The sequence below is a fragment of the Roseateles sp. P4_D2 genome, from assembly GCF_056401875.1.
The window spans coordinates 291,861-311,179 of record NZ_JBFUIM010000008.1 but is presented as its reverse complement, the minus strand read 5'-3'; the positions used below and the strand labels follow the sequence as shown (position 1 = coordinate 311,179).

Sequence of the window (19,319 nt, the reverse complement as noted above, 5' to 3'; positions counted from 1 at the left end):
CTACCGAGTCGCACTGCCTAGAGTTCAGCCCATGGACACCGCGGTCGCGATGCCCAAGCAAACCAGGCGGAACTACCCGCCACGGAACTTGAAGGAAATCATCATGAACAAGCTGTCTACCGTCTTTGCCGCCGCCCTGCTGATCGCTGCCGGCGCCGCCTCCGCACAAACAACCCGCGAATCCGTCATCGCCGACCTCGTGGCCGCCCGCAACAGCGGCGAACTGGCTGCCCTCCAAGGTGAGAAGGGTGTCGAAGCGACGACGCCGGCCACCGCCAAGGCTGCCGCCGTCGCAACCGTCAAGCTGCCCCGTCAGGCCATCCTGACGGTCAGGGCGACCGACCTGCAGGTCGAACAGACCGCAGCGCTGGCCGCCGACCATGGCGAGAACGCCGCTCGCGAGCTGGGCGATTTCCCGGCCCCGGTCGTGCGCCGCACCACTGCCCTGGCAGCCAAGTAAGCGGAGCCCTGCACCATGACGAGCGGCCCTCCGGGGCCGCTCTTCTTTTTGGCGCTTGTGGGGCGACAAGGCGAAAAAAAGCCACCCGCAGGTGGCTTCCTGTATTCAGCGACCGATCAGGCCTGGTAGCTGCCGCCGCCGACGCTGCGGCGCTCGGCCTTGCCGCCAGCGCCATACAGGCCGGTGGGCTCGCTCGGGATCAGCACGTCCAGCGCACGATCCAGCGAAGCATTGCCGCGGGCCAGGGCTTCGCGCTGGGCGGCCAGCAGGCCGCCGGCACGCACAAGGCGGTTGCGCAGGGCGCTGGGCACGCTGCCGGTGCGGGCGGCTTCGCTGAAGTTCTGCACGGCGCGGGCCAGGTGCTGGTGCAGCTCGGCGGCATGCTGTTCGATGGCCGTCGCGTCGCGGCGGGCCAGCGCATCACCGAGCTGGTTCAGCGCAGCCTCGACAGCCAGCAGAGGCTGTTCGAGTTCGGTGCCGAGGGTGGACGGAGCGATGGCGGTCATGGTTCAGTGCTTATTGACGCGGCTGTCCAGCAATTCTTGCGCATTTGAGACCAGCTTGTCGGCGATGGCGTTCGCGTTGACCGTGAACTTACCCTCACTGATGGCCTTGGAGATGCGTGCGACCTTGGCGGCGTCAAAGCTGCCGTCGTCGGCGCTGCCACTGGCAGCCAGCTTGGCGGTGTTGGAAATGGCGACCTGGGCGCTGGGCGCAGAGGTCGCGGCTTGGGCGGTCTGACGGACGACATCGGCCGTGCCGGCAGCCTCGGGCTTGCGCGAGGCGGGGCGCTCGGCCTTGGGCGGGCTGGCGGTGCCGTCTGGGCTGTTACCGATCTTCATGAGCTTCTCCAGGGTGCGGGGCGGGCCCCGCAGAGGGCATTGCAGGGGAGTTTCCTCCTGTATCGGCCCCGGGCCTAGGAACTTGAGCGGGAATTGGCCGGTTTTTCCGGCCAGTTCTCAAGATTCGTGGCAGTTTGCTCATAGCAACACGTCCACGCGGCGTTCGCCGACTGGTCGGCCGCTGGCGACGCGACCACTCTCAAACCTCACCCTGACCTCCTGGCCCTCGATGCCGGCCGACAGAGCCTGCGCCTCGGAGGCGACGGCAAATCCCTCACCCGCAACCCGGACCTGCACGGTCTCTCCGGCGGCAAACCATTGGCGCGACTTCAGCGCCGGCGCGCGCACCGCCTCGGCGGCGCCCAGCGGGCGAGCCAGCGTGCGGCCGATCAGCAGGGCCGGATCCGTGAAGACGGCGCCGGGCTCGGCAGCGATGTCGATATCGGCCACGGCCAGCTGTTCTTGAGACAAATTCACACCAGCCGGCAGCGGGCCGCTGGCGACAACGGCGCGGCCAAAGACGGCAACGCGTATTGGCAGCGTGACATTCCAGCGCGCCACGCCATCGGTGCAGCGCAGGCCGATGCGGCTCTTGCCCCAGACGGCCATGCCGGGCGGCAGATAAGGCTGGATCTGCTGGCAGGGCGCCAGGCGCAGCCGGGCGTCAAGCACGCCGATCTCAACGGCCACACGGGTATTGGGGGGTGCCGCGGCGCGCGCGGCCGCCTCGGCCAGCACGCGCACCCGCTCCACCAGCGCCGGATCAAGCACCGACGCAGGCACGGTCTGCGCCAGGCCGGGATCGGCCGAGAGCAGCATGCAGACAAGGAGCAGGGTGGCACGAAGCATGGCCGCCACTCTAGAGAGGGGCCGGCAGTCCCTAGGTCGGAATTGAACGGCTTTGCCCCCGTTTATCCCGCTCATGTTTTCGGAGCTGCTCCAGACAATTTGCGAGAAGAGCCATCCCGGCCCTTCAGCTCGAAAGCAACCTCGAAAGAGGCCCCCAGATGTTGAACCGATTGACAGACACGCTGAACTTCCAGACCCAGGCGCTCACGCTGCGGGCGGAGCGTCAGCGCCAGCTCGCCAGCAACATCGCCAACGCCGACACGCCCGGCTATCAGGCTCGCGACATGGACTTCGCCAAGGCCCTGCGTGAAGCCACCGGCGAGATCGGCACGCCCGGCGCTCTTGCCGCAACGCAGCGCGGCCACATCGCGCCGCTGGCCGGTGCGCGCGGCGAGAGCGGCAAGGAATACGCGCTGCAGTCCCAGACCAGCCTGGACAGCAACGGTGTCGACATGGACCGCGAACGCGCCAGCTTCGCGGACAACTCGGTGAAGTACGAGGCGACGCTGCGCTTCATCAACGGCGCCGTACGCACGACGCTGGATGCGATGAAGTCGCACAACCAGAGCTGAGGAGAGCTGAACCATGTCCATGTTCCAGATCTTTCACGTCGCCGGCAGCGCGGTCAGCGCCCAGAGCCAGCGCCTCAACGTCGTGGCCAGCAACCTGGCCAACGCCGATACCGTGGCCGGCCCGGACGGCCAGGCCTACAAGGCGCGCCAGGTCGTCTTCCAGACCCAATTGATGGGCGCCGGCAACGACAGCGGCAGCGCCGGCGTGCGCGTGACCAGCGTCACCGAGGACCAGACCCCCGGCCGCCGCGTGCACGACCCCAAGCATCCGCAGGCCGATGCCGATGGCTATGTGACCTATTCCAACGTGAACCCGGTGGAAGAGATGGTCAACATGATCTCGGCGTCGCGCTCCTACCAGAACAACATCGAGGTGATGAGCACGGCCAAGAACCTGCTGCTCAAGACCTTGCAACTCGGCCAGTCCTGACCGCTGAAAGCCCGCTATGGACATCACCGCACTCAACGGCAGCACGACGGGCACGCCCACCGTTTCCGCCAAGAACGCCGCCGAAACCCAGGACCGCTTCCTGAAGCTGCTCGTCGCGCAGATGAACAACCAGGACCCGCTCAACCCGATGGACAACGCGCAGGTGACGAGCCAGATGGCGCAGATCCAGCAGGTGACGAGCCTGTCCACGCTGGACACCAGCATCAAGAGCCTGGGCGGCCAGCTCGGCCAGATGCAGGCCCTGCAGTCCATCTCGCTGGTGGGCCGCGAGGTCAGCGTGCCCAGCGACAAGATCCAGGTCGAGAACGGTGCTGCCGACGGCAGCTACGAGCTCGACGGCGCGGCCCAGACCGTGAAGCTGGAGATCCTCGGCGGGGCCGGCAATGTCATCGACACCGTGCAGCTGGGTGCCCAGGGCTCGGGCCGCCAGACCTTCTCCTGGCCCGCCGGCACCAAGGTGCCTGAGGGCACTGAAGTCAAGTACCGCATCACCGCAGCCAACGGCGCCAAGGCCGTCACGTCCACGCTCTACGCCCACGACAAGGTGGACGCCGTCTACAGCGAGAACGGCAGCCTCAAGCTCAATCTCGAACGCCTCGGCCCCGTGGACTACACGGCCGTCTCCTCGGTCAACTGATCACCTCTCCCGCATAGCAAGGACTCCCCATGAGCTTCCAGCAAGGCCTTTCCGGGCTCAATGCCGCCTCCAAGAACCTGGACGTCATCGGCAACAACATCGCCAACTCCGGCACCTTTGGCGCCAAGGGTTCGCGGGCCGAGTTCTCCGACGTCTACGCCGCGGCGCTGAACGGCGCCGGCGCCAACCAGGTCGGCATCGGCACCAGCCTGCAGTCCGTCGCCCAGCAGTTCACCCAGGGCAATATCACGACGACCGAAAACCCGATGGACCTCGCCATCAACGGTGGCGGGTTCTTCCAGGTCAGCGACGGTGTGAACCCGACGCGCTACACCCGCAACGGCCAGTTCAAGGTCAGCAAGGATGGCTTCATCGTCAATAACGAGGGCCTCAAGCTGATGGGCTATCCGGCCAATGGCGCGGGTGTCATCCAACCCGGCACGGCCCAACCGCTGCAGCTGCCCACCGGCGGCATCCCGCCCGCCGTGACAACCAAGGTCAGCATGGAGCTCAACCTCGACTCCCGCCTGAAAGCCACCGCCCCCGGTGGCGGCACGGGCACCGGCATGGACCTGAAGGACAGCGCGACCTACAACAACGCGACGTCCATGACGGCCTACGACGCCAAGGGCCAGGACGTCGCCGTGACCTTCTACTTCCAGCGCGCGACCGACCCCAGTGGCGCCGTGCCGCCCAACGACGTCTGGAACGTCTACGCGACTGCCAACGGCACGCCTTTCGATACCGATGCTTCCGGCAACGCCATCCCGCTGGACGCCAACGGCAACCCGACGATCCCCTACACCACCGTCACCTTCCCGCCCACCGGCGGCGCGCCTTCGGCCATCGCCGGCAGCGCGACGACACCGCCCGGCACGATCTCCATGTCCGTGCCGGCCGGCACCAGCACGCGCGGCAACCCGACGCTGGCGATTCCCGGCATCCAGCTCAACCTGACCGGCGCGACCGAGAACGGCAGCAGCTTCGCGGTGACCAACCTGACCCAGGACGGCTATGCCCCGGGCCAGCTGACCGGCATCCAGGTCGCCAACGACGGCATCGTCCAGGCCCGCTATTCCAACGGCCAGAGCAAGCCGGCCGGCCAGGTTGAGCTCGCCAGCTTCCGCAACCCGCAAGGCCTGCAGACCATGGGCGGCAACGTCTGGATCCGCACCGTCTCCTCGGGTGACGCGGTCGTCGGCGTGCCGGGCGACGGCAACATGGGCGCGCTGCAGTCCGGCGCGCTGGAGGAAAGCAACGTCGACCTGACCGCCGAGCTCGTCAACATGGTGACGGCCCAGCGCGCCTACCAAGCCAATGCACAGACGATCAAGACGCAGGACCAGGTCCTGCAGACCATCGTCAACCTGCGCTGATCACGACGGCTGAGGACGCGCGATGGACCGCATGATCTACCTCTCGATGGCCGGCGCCAAGGCGGCCATGCAGCGGCAGGACGTGCTCTCGCACAATCTTGCCAACGTCACCACGAATGGTTTTCGGGCGGAACTGCAGGCCTTTCGCGCCGTGCCGGTGCGCGGCGACGGCGCGTCCACGCGCGCCTTCGCGCTGGAGACCACCATCGGCTACAACGACGCCCAGGGGCCGCTCACGCCGACCGGCCGCAACCTCGACGTTGCCATGCAGGGCAATGCCTGGCTGGCCGTGCAGGCCAATGACGGCACCGAGGCCTACACCCGTGCCGGCTCGCTGGACGTGAACGCCGAAGGCATCCTCGTCATGCGCAACGGCATGCCGGTGCTGGGCGACGGCGGGCCGATCAACGTGCCAGCCAACAGCGAGGTGGCCATCGGCAGCGACGGCACCGTCAGTGCCAAGGCACCGAACCAGAAACCGACCACGGTGGGCCGGCTCAAGCTCGTCACGCCCGAAGCGACCAACCAACTCACGCGTGGCGACGACGGCCTGTTCCGCGCTCTAGAGGGCGACCTGCCTGCCAACCAGGCCGCTCGCCTGCAGGACGGAGCGCTGGAAGGCTCCAACGTCAGCCCGGTCGAGACCATGGTCGCCATGATCGCCGCGGGCCGCCAGTTCGAGCAGCAGATGAAGCTGCTGCAAATTGCCCAGACCCAGGGCCAGCAATCCGCCAAGCTGCTTGGCAGTCAGTAAAGAGGCCCCACCATGATGCGCTCGCTCTGGATCGCCAAGACCGGCATGGAAGCCCAGCAAACCCAGCTGGACAACATCTCGCACAACCTCGCCAACGTCGCCACCAATGGCTACAAGCGCTCGCACGCCGTTTTCGAGGACCTGATCTACCAGAACATGCGTCAGGCCGGCGCCAACAGCACCGACCAGACCACGCTGCCCACCGGTCTGCAGGTCGGCCTGGGCGTGCGCCCGGTGGCCACGGCACGCATCTACACGCAGGGCAATCTGCAGCAGACCAGCAACAACCTGGACCTGGCCATCAAGGGCGACGGTTTCTTCCAGATCCAGCAGCCCGATGGCACGACCGCCTACACACGCGACGGCTCGTTCCAGCTCAATGCCAATGGCCAGATGGTCACCAACAACGGCTACACGCTGCTGCCCGGCATCACCATTCCCGCCAACGCGCAAAGCCTGACCATCGGCAACGACGGCACCGTCAGCGTCACGCTGCCCGGCCAAGCCGCGGCGCAGACCGTCGGCCAGCTGCAGCTCGCCACCTTCGTCAATCCGGCCGGCCTGGATCCCAAGGGCCAGAACCTGTTCACCGAGACGGCCGCCAGCGGCACGCCCAACACCGGCTCGCCCAACAACAACGGCATTGGCGCGGTGCAACAGGGCTTCGTCGAGACCTCCAACGTCAACGTCGTCGAGGAACTGGTGCAGATGATCCAGACCCAGCGCGCCTACGAACTCAATTCCAAGGCCGTGCAGACCTCCGACCAGATGCTGCAGAAGCTCGCCCAGATCTAGCTCCCCCCGTAGCGCTCGCGCGCTCCCCCCAGGGGGCGCGCCAGCGGCCCGGCAAAGCCGGTTCCGCGGCGCCGCTGGATGAGCGGCCTGCTCCGCGGCCTTATGAATGGACAAGTTGTCATGAAAATCGTTGCACTCACTGGACTCCTGGTCGCCACCGCCCTGCTCGCCGGCTGCGCCACGCCCTATCCCGAGCCCCAGGTCGAATTGGCCCACACGCCGGTCGTCAACCTGCCGCCGGTGCAGGCCATGGCGCCCACCAACGGCTCCATCTACCAGGCGGCCGCCTACCGTCCGCTGTTCGAAGACCATCGCGCCCGCCTCGTCGGCGACACGCTGACCGTCAACATCACCGAACGCGTCTCGGCCTCGCAGACGAGCACCAGCGAGCTGAGCAAGACAGGCAGCCTGTCGGCCGGCATCACCGCAGTGCCGGGCATCTCGCCCAAGGCCTTCGGCAGGGCCAGCGCCGAGGCCACGTCGGCCAATGACAACAAGGGCAAGGGCAGCAACCAGAACACCAACGAGTTCACCGGCGCCATCACGGCTGTCGTGACCGGTGTGCTGCCCAACGGCCACCTGATGATCAGCGGCGAAAAGCAGATCGGCGTGAACCGCAATGTCGACGTGCTGCGCTTCTCCGGCCAAGTCGACCCGCGCATGATTGCCCAGGGCAATGCGGTGCCGTCGACGTCGGTGGCCAATGTGCGCATCGAGCAGCGCGGCCGCGGCGCAGCGGCGGACGCCCACGCCGTGGGCTGGCTGTCGCGCTTCTTCCTGAACCTCGCGCCGAGCTGATCGGGCGGCGCAGGCACACTCAGAAGTGTCCTCTGTGCAGCCATTGCCATTGCCGCTGTTCAGCGCGCAGGCCACGGGCGGTAGTTCGCCGCCAGGACCGGTCAACCCTTCGCGGCTACGATGCGGTGACCGGCATCGCTGCTCGGCAAAGTCCAGTCATCAAGGGCGGGTCTGAGGCACTTCAATGCGGCGGTCTTATCACTCATTGCAGCCGACCAGCGCCAGCCCCGCTGGTTGGTCGGCTGAATTCATTCGTTGACACCCAATGAAGCACATCGCGGTTGCCTTGGCCCTATTTCTAAACCAGGGCATCGCTTCGGCCTTGTGCATTGGGATGCCCCTGGAGAGACAATTCCAGCTGGCTCAAGAAGTGATGATTGTTCGCGTCACCGAGACGAAAAAGGAAGGTGAGGGGCGATACGGTGCTAAGCACGTAGCTAAGTACGTAGTCTTAGAGTCCTTCAAGCAGTCTGGGGTCAATCGGGATGACGTCTACTCCACGTCGGAGGTGCACGACATTGCACTGAGCCCAGGTCAAACGTATCTCTTCTTCATTGCAGAAAATCGTCATGTAGGGCTCTGCGGCGGATCAAGGACGTGGCTGTGGGATGCGCCTGAACCGGATGAAAAGACGGTCGAGACGCTCGATAAACTGAGACGCTTGCGTGATAACGGCGCCTCGCAAGAATCACCCTGATCAAGCCTTGCTGGCCAGGTAGTCGACCGCCAGATTGGCCAGTGCGCGCACGCCCACCTCCAGCCCACGTTCATCGACGATGAATCGCGGCGAGTGGTTGGAGTAGGCCTTGCTTGGCTCGATGTCTGGCGGCGTGACGCCAACGAAGAAGAACAGCCCCGGGATCAGGCGCTGGAAAAAGGAGAAGTCCTCTGCGCCCGTTGCCTTGGGCACGACCTCAATGCCCATGGGCCTTGGGCCGGTGCTGGCGACGCGGGTCAGCGTCGGCACCATCTGCTCGGTCAGCACCGGGTCGTTGCGCGTGACCGGGTAATTGCGCGTGATGCAGACCTTGCACGTCGCGCGTGACGCGGCGGAGATGCCCTCGGCCAGTTGGGTCACGCGCTCATGGATGGCCTCGCGCATGCCCTCGTCGAAGCTGCGTATCGTGCCGCGCATCTCGACGGAGTCCGGGATGATGTTCTCGCGCACGCCGCCCTTGATCGCGCCGATGGTCACGACCGCCGGCTCGCGGTTCAGGTCGAGCGTGCGGCTGACGATGGTCTGCAGGCCCAGCACGATCTGCGCCGACGTGACGATGGGATCGATGCCCAGCCAGGGCGCGGCGCCATGGGTCTGCTTGCCCTGCACGGTGATCTTGAGTTTGTCGCTGCTCGCCATCGTCGGCCCCGGGCGGTAGCCGATCACGCCCGCCTGCTGGCGCGAGGTGACGTGCAGCCCAAAGATGGCGCTGGGCGTCGGGCTCTCCAGCACGCCTTCCTTGATCATCAGCGCCGCCCCGCCCTCCTCGCCTTCGGGGGGCATCTCCTCGGCCGGCTGGAAGATGAATTTGATCGTGCCGGGAAGGTCGGCGCGCAGGCTGGCCAGGATGCTGGCCACGCCCATCAGGATGGCGACATGACAGTCATGCCCGCAGGCGTGCATGACGCCGACCTCCTCGCCGTTCCATACCGCGCGAGCCTTGGATGCGAACGGCAGCTCCACTTCTTCGGTGACCGGCAGGCCATCCATGTCGGCCCGCAGTGCGACGACACCACCGGCCAGGCCTCCCTTGAGCAGGCCGACGACACCTGTGTGGGCGACGCCCGTCTTGACCTCGTCAAAGCCCAGGCTGCGCAGATGCTCGGCGACGACGGACGCGGTGCGGAATTCGCGATTGCCGAGCTCGGGGTGCTGGTGCAGGTCACGCCGCCAGGCGATGACCTGGGGCTCCAGGGCCGCCGTCAGCGCGGCGATGCGCTCGCTAAAAGGAGGCTGGGGGCTCATGAAGAGCCATGGTAGACCTGTGCGGCCCGGGTGTGTGCGGGCGGCGTCTCAGCGATCCAACAGGCGCCCTATCCGTGTAAAGCGACGTTTCAAATCCAACCACTGCTTGCCGCGCGAGCGGTCGATGCGCTTCACGTCGATGAGCGTGTAACCGCCGCAGCCCGTCAGTGTGTGCAGGCCGGCCTGGTGGCTGTCGCTGACCAGATCGCCGGTCAGCCGCTCCAGGCTCGCCTCGATCTCGACCTGCCCGGGCGTCAGGCGTGGAAAACGCAGCAGGCGCGTCGCGCCGCCATAGCCGGTCGAGCAGTCCTGCACCGGAAGGGTCAGCACGCCGTCACGGCCGATGAAGGGCCGGCCGGCCGGGCGGGCGCCTTCGCGGTTCACGCGCACCGGGTTGGCAGCCAATGGCACCCAGGGCCCGAACAATGCCGGCGCATGGGCCATGTGCAGTTCACGCTGGTCGCGCGCTCCCGGCCCGACCAGGGTGTAGAACATCCACCAGCGCCCCTCATGCTCGATGATGGACGCATCCGCCCCGGGCAGGCCGCCCAGCAAGGCGCATTCGCGTTCCCAGTGATTGAGGGATCTGTCGCAGGCGCGGTAGAGGGCGATCTCACCGGCCTGGTAGCTCTCCGGCACCATCCAGGTCTCGCCGTCGTGCTCAAAGACCTGGGGATAGGACAGGTGGAAGGGCCGGTCCAGCACCGTCGACTGGCGGCGCCAGGCCAGGTCCGGCAGGCCGAACTCGTGGCGCTCGATGGTGGCACGCTTGACGCGGTAGTCGAAGGCCTCGACGAACACGTGCAGGGCGTCCCCACGCACTAGGCCGAAAGGATCCGCCAGGTAGCGCCAGCGGCCGGCATCGGGCAACCATGTGATGCGCTCCCGCGCGGCGCTCAGCCGGCGGGCATCGATGTCTTCAATGGGAACAGGGACGATGCCGACCTGCCAGAAGTCGGTGCGCGGCCGCTTGAACATCAAACGTGCCAGGCGGCGTGAGCTTCATCCTCAGCGTCGAAGCCCCTGGCCCGGGCAGCCCGATGGAGCATCACGTCGCGATAAAAGCCCAGCGTGCGGGCAACCGCATTGGTGCGATCGTAGGCCGCCGTCGCGTAACGCACGCTGCGCTCCTGAGGAAGCAGGCTGCGCAGCCGGACCAGTTCCTCGGCCATCGCATGGCCCAGAGCGTGAGCATCACCCACCGGCACCAACCGGGCGGGCTGCCCGGCCAGCATCTCCCGTGGGCCCTGGGTGGCGCTGGACAGCACGGCGCACCCGGCGCGCATGGCCTCCAGGATGGCGAGCGGAAAAGCCTCCTCACGCGACGGTGACACGAAGAGATCGAAGGATTTCAACGCCTGATCAACATCGCTGCGAAAACCCAGCAGGCGCACACGCGAGTCGCCCGCAGCCAGTTCCTTCAGCGCGGCCTCGTCCGGCCCTTCGCCCAGGATGGCCAGCACGGCATCGGCCGGTGCATGAGCCCTGAAGCCGGCGATCAGCAAGTCCATGCCCTTGCTGCGGTGCAGGCGGCCCACGCTGCCGACCAGCAGCTGGCCGGGTGCCAGACCGAGCTCGGCGCGCAGATCGGTGTGACGGGCGGCGGCCGCGGCGTCGCGCTCCGGCGCCCAGTTGTAGATGACGCTGGCCAGCGCTTCACGCTCAGGCAGGCTCTCGTACTGGGCGCGATTCACGCAGATGAGGCCGTCCATGCGTGCATGGTGATGAGCCTTGTAGCCGACGTGCAGGGTGCCGACGCGGGTCGAAGGCCGGGCGTGCGCGACGGCCTTGCAGGCCGGGCCGAGGTGGCCATGGCAGACATCGGCCGCCAGCCGGCGCGCCAGGTTGGCCACTCGCCAGCCGCGCAGCAGCGGCAGTTTCAGCCCGTGGAAGCGCACCGCGGGAGCCAACGCAGCGGCAACAACGGAATTGGCCGTGCCAATGACGTGGACACGATGGCCCAGTGCGGCCTGGGCATTGGCGAGGTCGATGCAATGCCGCTCACCGCCCGCGATGCGGGATGAAAACACGACATGAACCAGGGTCAACGGTTCGAAGGGCGGGGGCATGGCAGGTCTTGCAACTGAATGCAGCTCGAATCGGCAAGCAAAACTTTACCGATATACACATTCAGAAACCTGTCACCGCCCCTCCGCAAACGGGTGCCGCTAAGCTCCCAATTGCTCTCAAACGTCCGCAATTGGCGGGAATGCGGGAAAACGTTTAGCAGTCCCGGGGAGCCGGCGGAGACATCGCGGCCTCGGTCTATCTACGGCGGGCCGGAAGTCGGGATTGACAGGATCTCACGCACGCAGGTCCAAGGGCTTAGCCGGACCTTGCAGACGGCAACGGAAAATGCCCGACCAAGCGGTCGGGCATCCATGTCCGGATTGCCCCGACAGGGCTGCAGGGCTCAGCGCATCTTGCTGACCCACTCGTTGCGCTGCTCGTCGTAGCGATACATCATCAAGAAGCGCAGCGTCTCCATGTTGACCTGCTCGCGCGTCAGCGTGCTCATGTCGCGCGGCGCCTTGATCGGCACCCAGCTGCCGACGGTGTCGTCGTAGACATTCATGCGCAGGAACTGGTCGCGCATCGCCAGAACCTCGGCACGCGACATGACACCCTTGGGCGGCTCCATGCCGGACTTCAGCACCCACATGCCGGTGAGTTCGTCCCAGCGCATCAGGGCCAGGAAGGTGTCGCGCTCCATCTTGACCTGTTCGCGGGTCAGGCCCTGGGCCTGACTGGGGGCAGAAAAGGCAGCAAGCGAGGTGGCCAGCACGAGGGTCAGCAGGGAAAGGCGTGTCATGTCAGTCTCCAAAAGGGACGGTGGAAGAGAGGTTGCTGTGCTGACTGGGCGCCTCAGTGCTCACAGGTGGTGAGTGGTCGGGCGAAGGTCGCCGGCCTTACAGCCTCGGCGGGGTGTGAAAAATACCCGCGGCTCATGGCGGCCACGACCAATGGTTCAGAAAAGCGGGGCTGACCGCGCCCTTTTCGTCGGCTTCGCGGGCTCAAGGATCCGCAGAATCGGTCGAGTGAAGTACCTGCAAGCCCTCCTCCTCAGCCTGGCCGTCGTGCTGGCGCCCGTTGCCCCTGCCCATGCCGCGCGCATCAAGGAGGTCGCCTCGGTCGCCGGCGTGCGTTCCAACCCTTTGACCGGCTACGGCTTGATCGTTGGTCTGGACGGCACGGGCGACCAGACGACGCAGGCGCCCTTCACCGGCCAGAGCCTGACGGCGATGCTGCAGCAGTTCGGCGTACTGCTGCCCCAGGGCGTCACGATGCAGCCGCGCAATATCGCCGCCGTCATGGTGACGGCCTCGCTGCCGCCTTTTGCCCAGCCCGGCCAGCAGTTGGACATCAACGTCTCTTCCATCGGCAATGCCAAGAGCCTGCGCGGCGGCACGCTGATCGCCACGCCGCTGCGCGGCGCCGATGGCCAGATCTATGCCATCGCCCAGGGCAACCTCGTGGTCGGCGGCGCTGGCGCTTCCGCCGGCGGCTCCAAGGTGCAGATCAACCACCTCAGCGCCGGCCGCATCCCGGCAGGCGCCCTCGTCGAGCGCTCGGTACCCACGCCCCTGTCCCAGGGCGACAGCATCCAGCTCGACCTGAACAGCAGCGACTACGCCACCGCGCGCGCCGTCGCCCAGGCCATCAACAAGGCCAAGGGCGCGGGCATCGCCCAGGCGCTGGACGGCCGTGTCGTGCGCGTGAAGGCGCCGTCCACGCCCGACGAACGCGTCGGCTTCCTGGCCGACGTCGAGAACCTCTCCATCGACATGGCGACGCCCGCGGCCCGCATCGTCATCAATGCGCGCACCGGCTCCATCGTCATGAACCAGGCCGTCACGCTGTCTTCCTGCGCCGTCGCGCACGGCAGCCTGTCGGTGACCATCAGCTCCACGCCCATCATCAGCCAGCCCAACGCACTGTCCGGCGGACAGACGACGGTGGCCGAGAAGGCCGACATCTCCATCCGCCAGGAGCCCGGCAGCCTCATCCAGCTGGCCGCCGGCGCGCGCCTGGCGGACGTGGTCAAGGCCCTGAACTCCCTCGGCGCGACACCTCAGGATCTGCTCGCCATCCTGCAGGCCATGAAGAGTGCGGGCGCCCTCAACGCCGAGCTCGAGGTGATCTGATGTCGTCGTCGTTCCAGTCCATTTCCGGCCAGAGCCTGGGCAGCCTTGATGCGCTCAAGGCGCAGGCCTCGCGCGACCCCAAGGCGAGCATCCGTGAGACGGCCAAGCAGTTTGAGTCGCTCTTCATGCAGGAAGTCATGAAGAGCATGCGCGCGTCCACCCTGTCCAGCGGCATGCTGGACAACAACGCGACCCAGCTCGGCACCGAAATGCTGGACACGCAGTTCGCCGGCAAGATGAGCGGCCTGCCCGGCGGCCTGTCGGAGGCGATCCAGAAGCAGCTGCAGCGCCAGATGGGCATCCAGGACCTGTCGCCCGAGAACATCAAGAAGAACAGCCAGACGACGCTGGCCCAGGCCCTGCCGGCCCTGGCCACCAAGGGCATCCCCAACCACGTGCAGGGCTTCATCCAAAAGCACGATGCCGCGGCCCGCGCCGCGTCAACCGCCACCGGCATCCCGGCCAGCTTCATGGTGGCCCAGGCCGCCCACGAGAGCGGCTGGGGCAAGCGCGAGATCACCGGCGCCGACGGCACGCCTTCGCACAACGTCTTCGGCATCAAGGCCACGCCGGGCTGGAAGGGCAAGACCGTCGACGTGAGGACCACCGAGGTCATCAACGGCCAGGCCGTCAAGGTGACGGCCAAGTTCCGCGCCTACGGCAGCTACGACGAGGCCTTCAAGGACTACGCCAAGCTGATCAGCGGCAACGACCGTTATGCCAAGGTCGTGGCGCAAGCCCAGAACGGCAATGCCGCCGGCTTTGCCCGCGGCCTGCAGCAAGCGGGTTACGCCACCGACCCAGCCTATGCCGAGAAGCTGGCGAAGACCATCCAAACCACCCAGCGCGTGCAAAGCACGCTCATGGCTTGATATGACGCCCCTCGCCCAAGAAGAATCTTGGTCGGTCCCCCGCGGGGACGGCGATGCTTGCCGGTTCGACCGGCAAGCACATCGCCAGCGCGGGCCGGCTAGGGAGCGGCCCGGCGCTCGGCCCGCAAATCTGATGCACCGCAACTGCCGCGTGCGCGGAACGGAGAACTGAAATGGCCGGCTTGCTCACTCTCGGCGCCCGCGCGATGTTCGCCAACCAGGCGGCGTTGCAGACCATCGGCCAGAACATTGCCAACGCCAACACGCCGGGCTATTCGCGCCAGTCCGTGGTGCTGACAACCTCGGCCGGCCAATACACCGGTGCCGGCTTCTTCGGCAAGGGCGTGGACGTGCAGACCGTCGTGCGTTCGCACAACGAGTTCCTGACCAAGGAGGCCGCTTCCTCCAAGGCCACCGCCATGGCCGATTCCACCCGTGCCGAGCAACTGGCGCGCATGGAGAAGATCTTCCCGCCCGGCACCGAGGGCCTGGGCTATGCCGCCAGCCAGTTCCTGAACGCCATGGTCGACGTGACCAGCCGCCCCAACGACCCGTCGGCGCGCCAGGTCGCCCTGGGCCGGGCCAACGAGCTGGCCGTGCGCTTCTCCAACGCCGGCCAGCAGGTCACCGATCTGCAGGCCGGCGTCGTCAGCGACCTCAAGGCCAATGTCGTCGTCGTCAATCAGCTCGCGCAGCAGATCGCCAACATCAACGACCAGATCTCCAAGACCCGCGGCAGCGGCCACACACCCAACGACCTGATGGACCAGCGCGAACGGCTGATCTCGCAGCTCGGCGAGCATGTGGCGGTGACGACACTGGCCGCCGACGACGACACCGTCGGCGTCTTCATCGGCGGCGGCCAGCGCCTTGTGCTCGGCAACCAGGCCTCGTCGCTGCAGGTCTCGGCCGACGCCTACGACCCGCTGCGCGCCGTGGTGTCGCTGAACGAAGGCGGCCAGAGCCGGCCGCTGGACGAGAGCGTGCTGACCGGCGGCTCGATGACCGCGCTGCTGAGCTTCCAGAACAAGGATCTGCAGGACGCAAAGAACCTGCTGGGCCAGCTCGCAGCCGCCATCGGCACGCGCGTCAACGACCAGAACGCCCTCGGCCTGGACCTGTCCAACCCGCCCGGCAAGGGTGCCGCCATCTTCAGCGTCGCCGTACCCAACGTGCTGCCAGCGGCCAGCAACCAGCGCAACCCCGGCGGCGGCTTCACCAACGGCGTCGCGGCCAGCATCGTCGACGCCAGCCAGCTGCAGGCCAGCAGCTACAAACTGAGCTCCAGCACGTCCGGCAGCTATGAGCTGACGCGCCTGTCCGACGGGCTGGTGCGCACCGTCAACGACGGCGACACCATCGATGGCTTCAAGATCGTCTTCACCCCTGCAGCGCCGGCCGCGGGTGAGAGCTTCCTCATCGAGCCCGTGGGTTCCGCCGCCGTCAACATGAAGCGCGTGCTGGACGCCCCCACGGGCATCGCTGCCGCGTCGCCGCTGACCGCTTCCACGAACGTCAACAACACCGGCACCCTCAGCGTCGACAGCATCTACGCGGTCAACCAGAACTTCGACCCGACCACGGCGCCCATGACCCTGCAGTTCGGTGCGCCCGATCCGGCCAACGCCAACAATGTGCAGTACACGCTGACGTTGGCCAACGGCAGCGTGCTCAGCGGCATCTGGAGCTCGGGCCAGCCCATCGGCAACCAACCCGCCGCCGGCATCGACCTCGGCTTCGAGCTGCGCACCAACGGCGTGCCGCGCAGCGGCGACAAGATCGCCATCGACCCGACGACCTACACCGCCACGAACAACGGCAACGCCAAGGCCTTCCTCAACATCCAGAGCGAAACCTTCGTCGGCCGCCAGGTGCTGGCTGGCGGCGGCTTCACGCCGGGTTCGACCATCAACGACACCTATGCCGCGGCGATGAGCGACATCGGCGCCCGCGTGCAGAGCGCCAACTACCTGTCCGACGTGTCCACCAGCGTCGCCGGCGATGCCGAGACCAGCCGCGCCGGCCAGGCCGGCGTCAACCTCGACGAGGAAGCCTCGCGGCTGATGCAGTTCCAGCAGGGCTACCAGGCCGCCGCCAAGGTGCTGCAGACAGCCCAGACCCTGTTCGACGAACTGATGCGTATTGCTCAGCGCTAGGCGCAGAGGTAAATCATGAGACTCGCTACCGCCAACCTCTTCGACGCGTCCATCGCCAATCTGCAACGCCGGCAGAACGCGATGCAGACCCAGCAAGAGCAGCTGACCTCGGGCAAGCGCATCGCCCTGGCCAGCGACGACCCCACCGGCGCTGCGCGCGCCGAGCGGGCTCTGGCCTCCATCGGCCGCGTCGAGGCCAACCAGCGTGCACTGGAGGCCAGCCGCAACAGCATGACCCTGGGCGAATCGGCCCTGGGCGACGCCAACGAGCTGCTGCAGCAGGCCCGTGAAACCATGGTTTCGGCTGGCAATGCCAGCTATTCCGACGCCGAACGCCAGGGGCTGGCCACCAAGCTCAAGGGCATCCGCGACCAGTTGCTGGCCATCGCCAACCGGCCCGACGGCTCCGGCGGCTACATCTTCTCCGGCCAGGGCGCCTCCACCCCACCCTTCCTGGATCAAGCCGGCGGCGTCAGCTACATCGGCGTGCCCGGCAACATCCAGACCGGCAACCTCGACAACTTCCAGCTGACCATCGATGGCCGGGCCTCCTGGGAGCAGGCGGGCAGTGGCAATGGCTCCTTCGAGACGGCGCCGCGCACGCTGACCACCGACCCCACGACCGGCAAGTCCGTCGTGCAGCTGATCGACCCGGCCACCGGCGGCCCGCTGGTCAATGGCATCACCGGCAACGTGGCTTCGGGATGGATCGACAGCGGCCGCACCATCGACCCCAAGCTGCTGACCGGCCACAACTACCGTGTCGACATCGCCGGCGCCACGCCCTCGCAAACCTACACGCTGACCGACACCGACCTCGGCAGCGTCGTCTCCAGCGGCAGCTTCAAGCCGGGCCAGGCCATCACGGGCGACGGCATGGCCTTCACCGTTTCAGGCACGCCGGTCGACGGCGACGCCTTCGCCATCGCCGGCTCCAAAAACGGCCTCAAGGTCTTCGACGTCATCGACAAGGCCATCGCCGACCTCAACACCACGCAGCGCACCCCCACGCAGGTGACCCAGGCCAACACCACCAGCATCCGCGACATCGACGCCGTCATGGGCAATATGCAGAGCATGCGCAGCCAGGTGGGCGAACGGCTGAACAACCTCGACGGCACAGAAAGCCGCCTGGCCGCCTTGAAGCAGTACAGCTCCGAGGAAAAGAGCGCCGCCGAGGATCTGGACATGGTGCAAGGCATTTCCGACTTCCAGAACCAGCAGACCGGCTACGAAACGGCGCTCAAGACCTATGCCATGGTCCAGCGCATGACGCTGTTCCAGTACATCCAGGGCTAGGCACGCCCCGCTGCACATGATTTCAGGACGGCGCCGCGCCGTCGGCTGCCATCTCTGGTGTGGCGCCACCGGGAATGAATTCGGTCACGAATCGTCCCGGTAGGGCGGCGGCGCTCGTGGCAGACTGCCGCATTCACCGCCAGCCCAGCGCCGCGCCATGCCCGACAACTCTCCCGCCGCTCTCGATCGCGCAATCCTGCCCGGTGTTGCCCTGGGCTATGCCCCCGTCATCGACCGCCAGCGCAACATCGCCGGCACACGGTTGACGCTGGTGCCGCTTCGCGCCGATGCCAGGACCGATCACGCCGAGCTGCTGGCCGCGCTGGCCGCGACCTGGCCCCAGGGCGGCGCCGTCATCAGCGCCCAGGGCGAAGCCCTGCTGGCCGCCCTGCTGGCCCAGCCGCCGGCCGAGCCGACCCAGATCGAGGTGCCGGCCTTCATCGCCGCTGATGCCGCGCACGGCGACGCCATCGCCGCGTTGAAGGCGGCTGGCCACAGGGGCCTGCTCAAGGGCCTGCCCAATGCACCGCTGCCGGCCGCCGTCGGCGCCGCCTTCAGGCAGGTGGTGCTGGAGCCCGGCCAGGCCGCGCCGGCCGGCGTTGCCGTCGTGCATGCCGGCGTGCGTGGCGCCGACGCCATCGACGCCAGCTTCAAGGCTGGCGCCGAAATCGTCATCGGCTGGCCCATGGACGGCCCCTACGAAGCGACCGCCGGCGCCGCCAAGACTGAGATCGCGGCCGACCTGCAGGTCATCATGGAGCTCATTTCACGCGTCGACGAAGGCGAGGACGTCGAGCGCCTGGAGCAGACCTTGAAGCGCGACCCCAGCCTGGCCTTCAAGCTGCTGCGCTACATGAACTCGGCCGCCTTCGGCCTGCCGGTCGAGGTGTCGAGCTTCCGTCACGCCATCATGCTGCTCGGCTATGCGCGCCTGAAACGCTGGCTGGCCCTGCTGCTGACGACGGCCAGCAAGGATCACAGCATGCGCCCCATCATGTTCGGCGCCGTGCGCCGCGGCCTGCTGATGGAGGAATTTGCCGCCAGCATCGAAGACCGCGAGCAGCGCGACGAGATGTTCATCTGTGGCCTGTTCTCGCTGCTGGACCACATGCTCAAGGCGCCGTTCGAGAAGCTGCTGCAAAGCATTCCCGTGCCCGAGCGTGTGCGCCAGGCCCTGGTGGACGACAGCGGCCCCTTCCACCCCTATCTGGAGCTGGTGCGCGCCATCGAATCCGAGAGCGTGTTCGACTACCGCGAACGCGCTGACGCGCTGATGCTCGGCGCCGGCGAGATCAACGCCTGCGTGCTGCGGGCCTTGCACAAGGCCACCCAGCTCGAATGAGCAAGGCG

Annotated in this window: 21 protein-coding genes; 14 read left to right on the top strand and 7 right to left on the bottom strand. The window is 67.0% G+C overall.

What is annotated here, in order from left to right; translation table 11 throughout:
- The first annotated feature begins 103 nt into the window (after nt 1–103).
- Nucleotides 104–460: a hypothetical protein gene (locus AC1DW0_RS16820; RefSeq protein WP_457394373.1), complete on the top strand. Its 357-nt coding sequence runs from the start codon at nt 104–106 to the stop codon at nt 458–460.
- A 116-nt stretch (nt 461–576) separates the two neighbouring features.
- Here AC1DW0_RS16820 and AC1DW0_RS16815 read toward each other — a convergent pair whose 3' ends face one another.
- The 3 genes from AC1DW0_RS16815 to flgA all read right to left on the bottom strand — a co-directional run bounded on the left by AC1DW0_RS16815 (nt 577) and on the right by flgA (nt 2,151).
- Nucleotides 577–966 (bottom strand): hypothetical protein, encoded by a 390-nt coding sequence (locus AC1DW0_RS16815; RefSeq protein ID WP_056199123.1) that lies wholly within the window; start codon nt 964–966, stop codon nt 577–579.
- 3 nt (nt 967–969) lie between these two features.
- Nucleotides 970–1,302 carry a flagellar biosynthesis anti-sigma factor FlgM gene (flgM, locus tag AC1DW0_RS16810; RefSeq protein ID WP_056199125.1) on the bottom strand — a complete coding sequence of 111 codons (333 nt, stop codon included), beginning with the start codon at nt 1,300–1,302 and terminating at the stop codon, nt 970–972.
- A 138-nt stretch (nt 1,303–1,440) separates the two neighbouring features.
- Nucleotides 1,441–2,151, bottom strand: a complete 711-nt coding sequence (gene flgA / locus AC1DW0_RS16805; protein ID WP_477946969.1) for a flagellar basal body P-ring formation chaperone FlgA — start codon at nt 2,149–2,151, stop codon at nt 1,441–1,443.
- A 158-nt stretch (nt 2,152–2,309) separates the two neighbouring features.
- Between flgA and flgB the strand changes: the two genes are divergently transcribed.
- The 8 genes from flgB (at nt 2,310) to AC1DW0_RS16765 (ending at nt 8,231) form a co-directional block, all read left to right on the top strand.
- Nucleotides 2,310–2,723, top strand: coding sequence for a flagellar basal body rod protein FlgB (gene flgB, locus AC1DW0_RS16800; protein WP_056199128.1), 414 nt, complete (start codon nt 2,310–2,312; stop codon nt 2,721–2,723).
- Between the two features lie 13 nt (nt 2,724–2,736).
- A complete protein-coding gene (gene flgC, locus AC1DW0_RS16795) occupies nt 2,737–3,153 on the top strand; it encodes a flagellar basal body rod protein FlgC (protein ID WP_056199131.1) in 417 nt (138 codons plus the stop codon).
- Between the two features lie 16 nt (nt 3,154–3,169).
- Nucleotides 3,170–3,811 carry a flagellar hook assembly protein FlgD gene (locus AC1DW0_RS16790; RefSeq protein WP_056199134.1) on the top strand — a complete coding sequence of 214 codons (642 nt, stop codon included), beginning with the start codon at nt 3,170–3,172 and terminating at the stop codon, nt 3,809–3,811.
- A 29-nt stretch (nt 3,812–3,840) separates the two neighbouring features.
- On the top strand, nt 3,841–5,187 hold the full coding sequence (gene flgE, locus AC1DW0_RS16785) for a flagellar hook protein FlgE (RefSeq protein WP_477946967.1): 1,347 nt from the start codon (nt 3,841–3,843) through the stop codon (nt 5,185–5,187).
- Between the two features lie 22 nt (nt 5,188–5,209).
- On the top strand, nt 5,210–5,941 hold the full coding sequence (gene flgF / locus AC1DW0_RS16780; protein WP_457394362.1) for a flagellar basal-body rod protein FlgF: 732 nt from the start codon (nt 5,210–5,212) through the stop codon (nt 5,939–5,941).
- Nucleotides 5,942–5,953: 12 nt separating this feature from the next.
- Nucleotides 5,954–6,736 carry a flagellar basal-body rod protein FlgG gene (flgG, locus tag AC1DW0_RS16775; protein WP_477946966.1) on the top strand — a complete coding sequence of 261 codons (783 nt, stop codon included), beginning with the start codon at nt 5,954–5,956 and terminating at the stop codon, nt 6,734–6,736.
- Nucleotides 6,737–6,856: 120 nt separating this feature from the next.
- A complete protein-coding gene (locus tag AC1DW0_RS16770) occupies nt 6,857–7,534 on the top strand; it encodes a flagellar basal body L-ring protein FlgH (protein ID WP_056199147.1) in 678 nt (225 codons plus the stop codon).
- 265 nt (nt 7,535–7,799) lie between these two features.
- Complete coding sequence (locus tag AC1DW0_RS16765; RefSeq protein ID WP_477946965.1) at nt 7,800–8,231, top strand: hypothetical protein; 432 nt, start codon at nt 7,800–7,802, stop codon at nt 8,229–8,231.
- Here AC1DW0_RS16765 and AC1DW0_RS16760 read toward each other — a convergent pair whose 3' ends face one another.
- The 4 genes from AC1DW0_RS16760 to AC1DW0_RS16745 all read right to left on the bottom strand — a co-directional run bounded on the left by AC1DW0_RS16760 (nt 8,232) and on the right by AC1DW0_RS16745 (nt 12,309).
- Complete coding sequence (locus AC1DW0_RS16760) at nt 8,232–9,497, bottom strand: amidohydrolase (RefSeq protein ID WP_477946964.1); 1,266 nt, start codon at nt 9,495–9,497, stop codon at nt 8,232–8,234.
- Nucleotides 9,498–9,545: 48 nt separating this feature from the next.
- Nucleotides 9,546–10,475: a glucosamine inositolphosphorylceramide transferase family protein gene (locus AC1DW0_RS16755; RefSeq protein ID WP_457444723.1), complete on the bottom strand. Its 930-nt coding sequence runs from the start codon at nt 10,473–10,475 to the stop codon at nt 9,546–9,548.
- Nucleotides 10,475–11,566 carry a glycosyltransferase gene (locus AC1DW0_RS16750; RefSeq protein ID WP_056199160.1) on the bottom strand — a complete coding sequence of 364 codons (1,092 nt, stop codon included), beginning with the start codon at nt 11,564–11,566 and terminating at the stop codon, nt 10,475–10,477. Before AC1DW0_RS16750 ends, AC1DW0_RS16755 begins: the two co-directional genes overlap by 1 nt.
- Nucleotides 11,567–11,910: 344 nt before the next feature.
- Entirely contained in the window at nt 11,911–12,309 is a 399-nt protein-coding gene (locus AC1DW0_RS16745) for a DUF4148 domain-containing protein (RefSeq protein ID WP_056199163.1), read from the bottom strand.
- Nucleotides 12,310–12,460: 151 nt separating this feature from the next.
- Here AC1DW0_RS16745 and AC1DW0_RS16740 point away from each other — a divergent pair, with 151 nt between their 5' ends.
- From AC1DW0_RS16740 to AC1DW0_RS16720, 5 genes are all read left to right on the top strand, one after another.
- Nucleotides 12,461–13,642, top strand: a complete 1,182-nt coding sequence (locus AC1DW0_RS16740; protein WP_082532752.1) for a flagellar basal body P-ring protein FlgI — start codon at nt 12,461–12,463, stop codon at nt 13,640–13,642.
- The gene (gene flgJ, locus AC1DW0_RS16735) at nt 13,642–14,514 is read left to right on the top strand and encodes a flagellar assembly peptidoglycan hydrolase FlgJ (protein ID WP_477946961.1); all 873 of its coding nucleotides are present in this window, start codon (nt 13,642–13,644) and stop codon (nt 14,512–14,514) included. Before AC1DW0_RS16740 ends, flgJ begins: the two co-directional genes overlap by 1 nt.
- 173 nt (nt 14,515–14,687) lie before the next feature.
- Nucleotides 14,688–16,670 (top strand): flagellar hook-associated protein FlgK, encoded by a 1,983-nt coding sequence (flgK, locus tag AC1DW0_RS16730; protein ID WP_056199168.1) that lies wholly within the window; start codon nt 14,688–14,690, stop codon nt 16,668–16,670.
- A 15-nt stretch (nt 16,671–16,685) separates the two neighbouring features.
- Complete coding sequence (gene flgL / locus AC1DW0_RS16725) at nt 16,686–17,969, top strand: flagellar hook-associated protein FlgL (protein ID WP_056199172.1); 1,284 nt, start codon at nt 16,686–16,688, stop codon at nt 17,967–17,969.
- A gap of 157 nt (nt 17,970–18,126) precedes the next feature.
- Nucleotides 18,127–19,311: an EAL and HDOD domain-containing protein gene (locus AC1DW0_RS16720; protein ID WP_477946958.1), complete on the top strand. Its 1,185-nt coding sequence runs from the start codon at nt 18,127–18,129 to the stop codon at nt 19,309–19,311.
- The last annotated feature ends 8 nt before the right edge of the window (nt 19,312–19,319 follow it).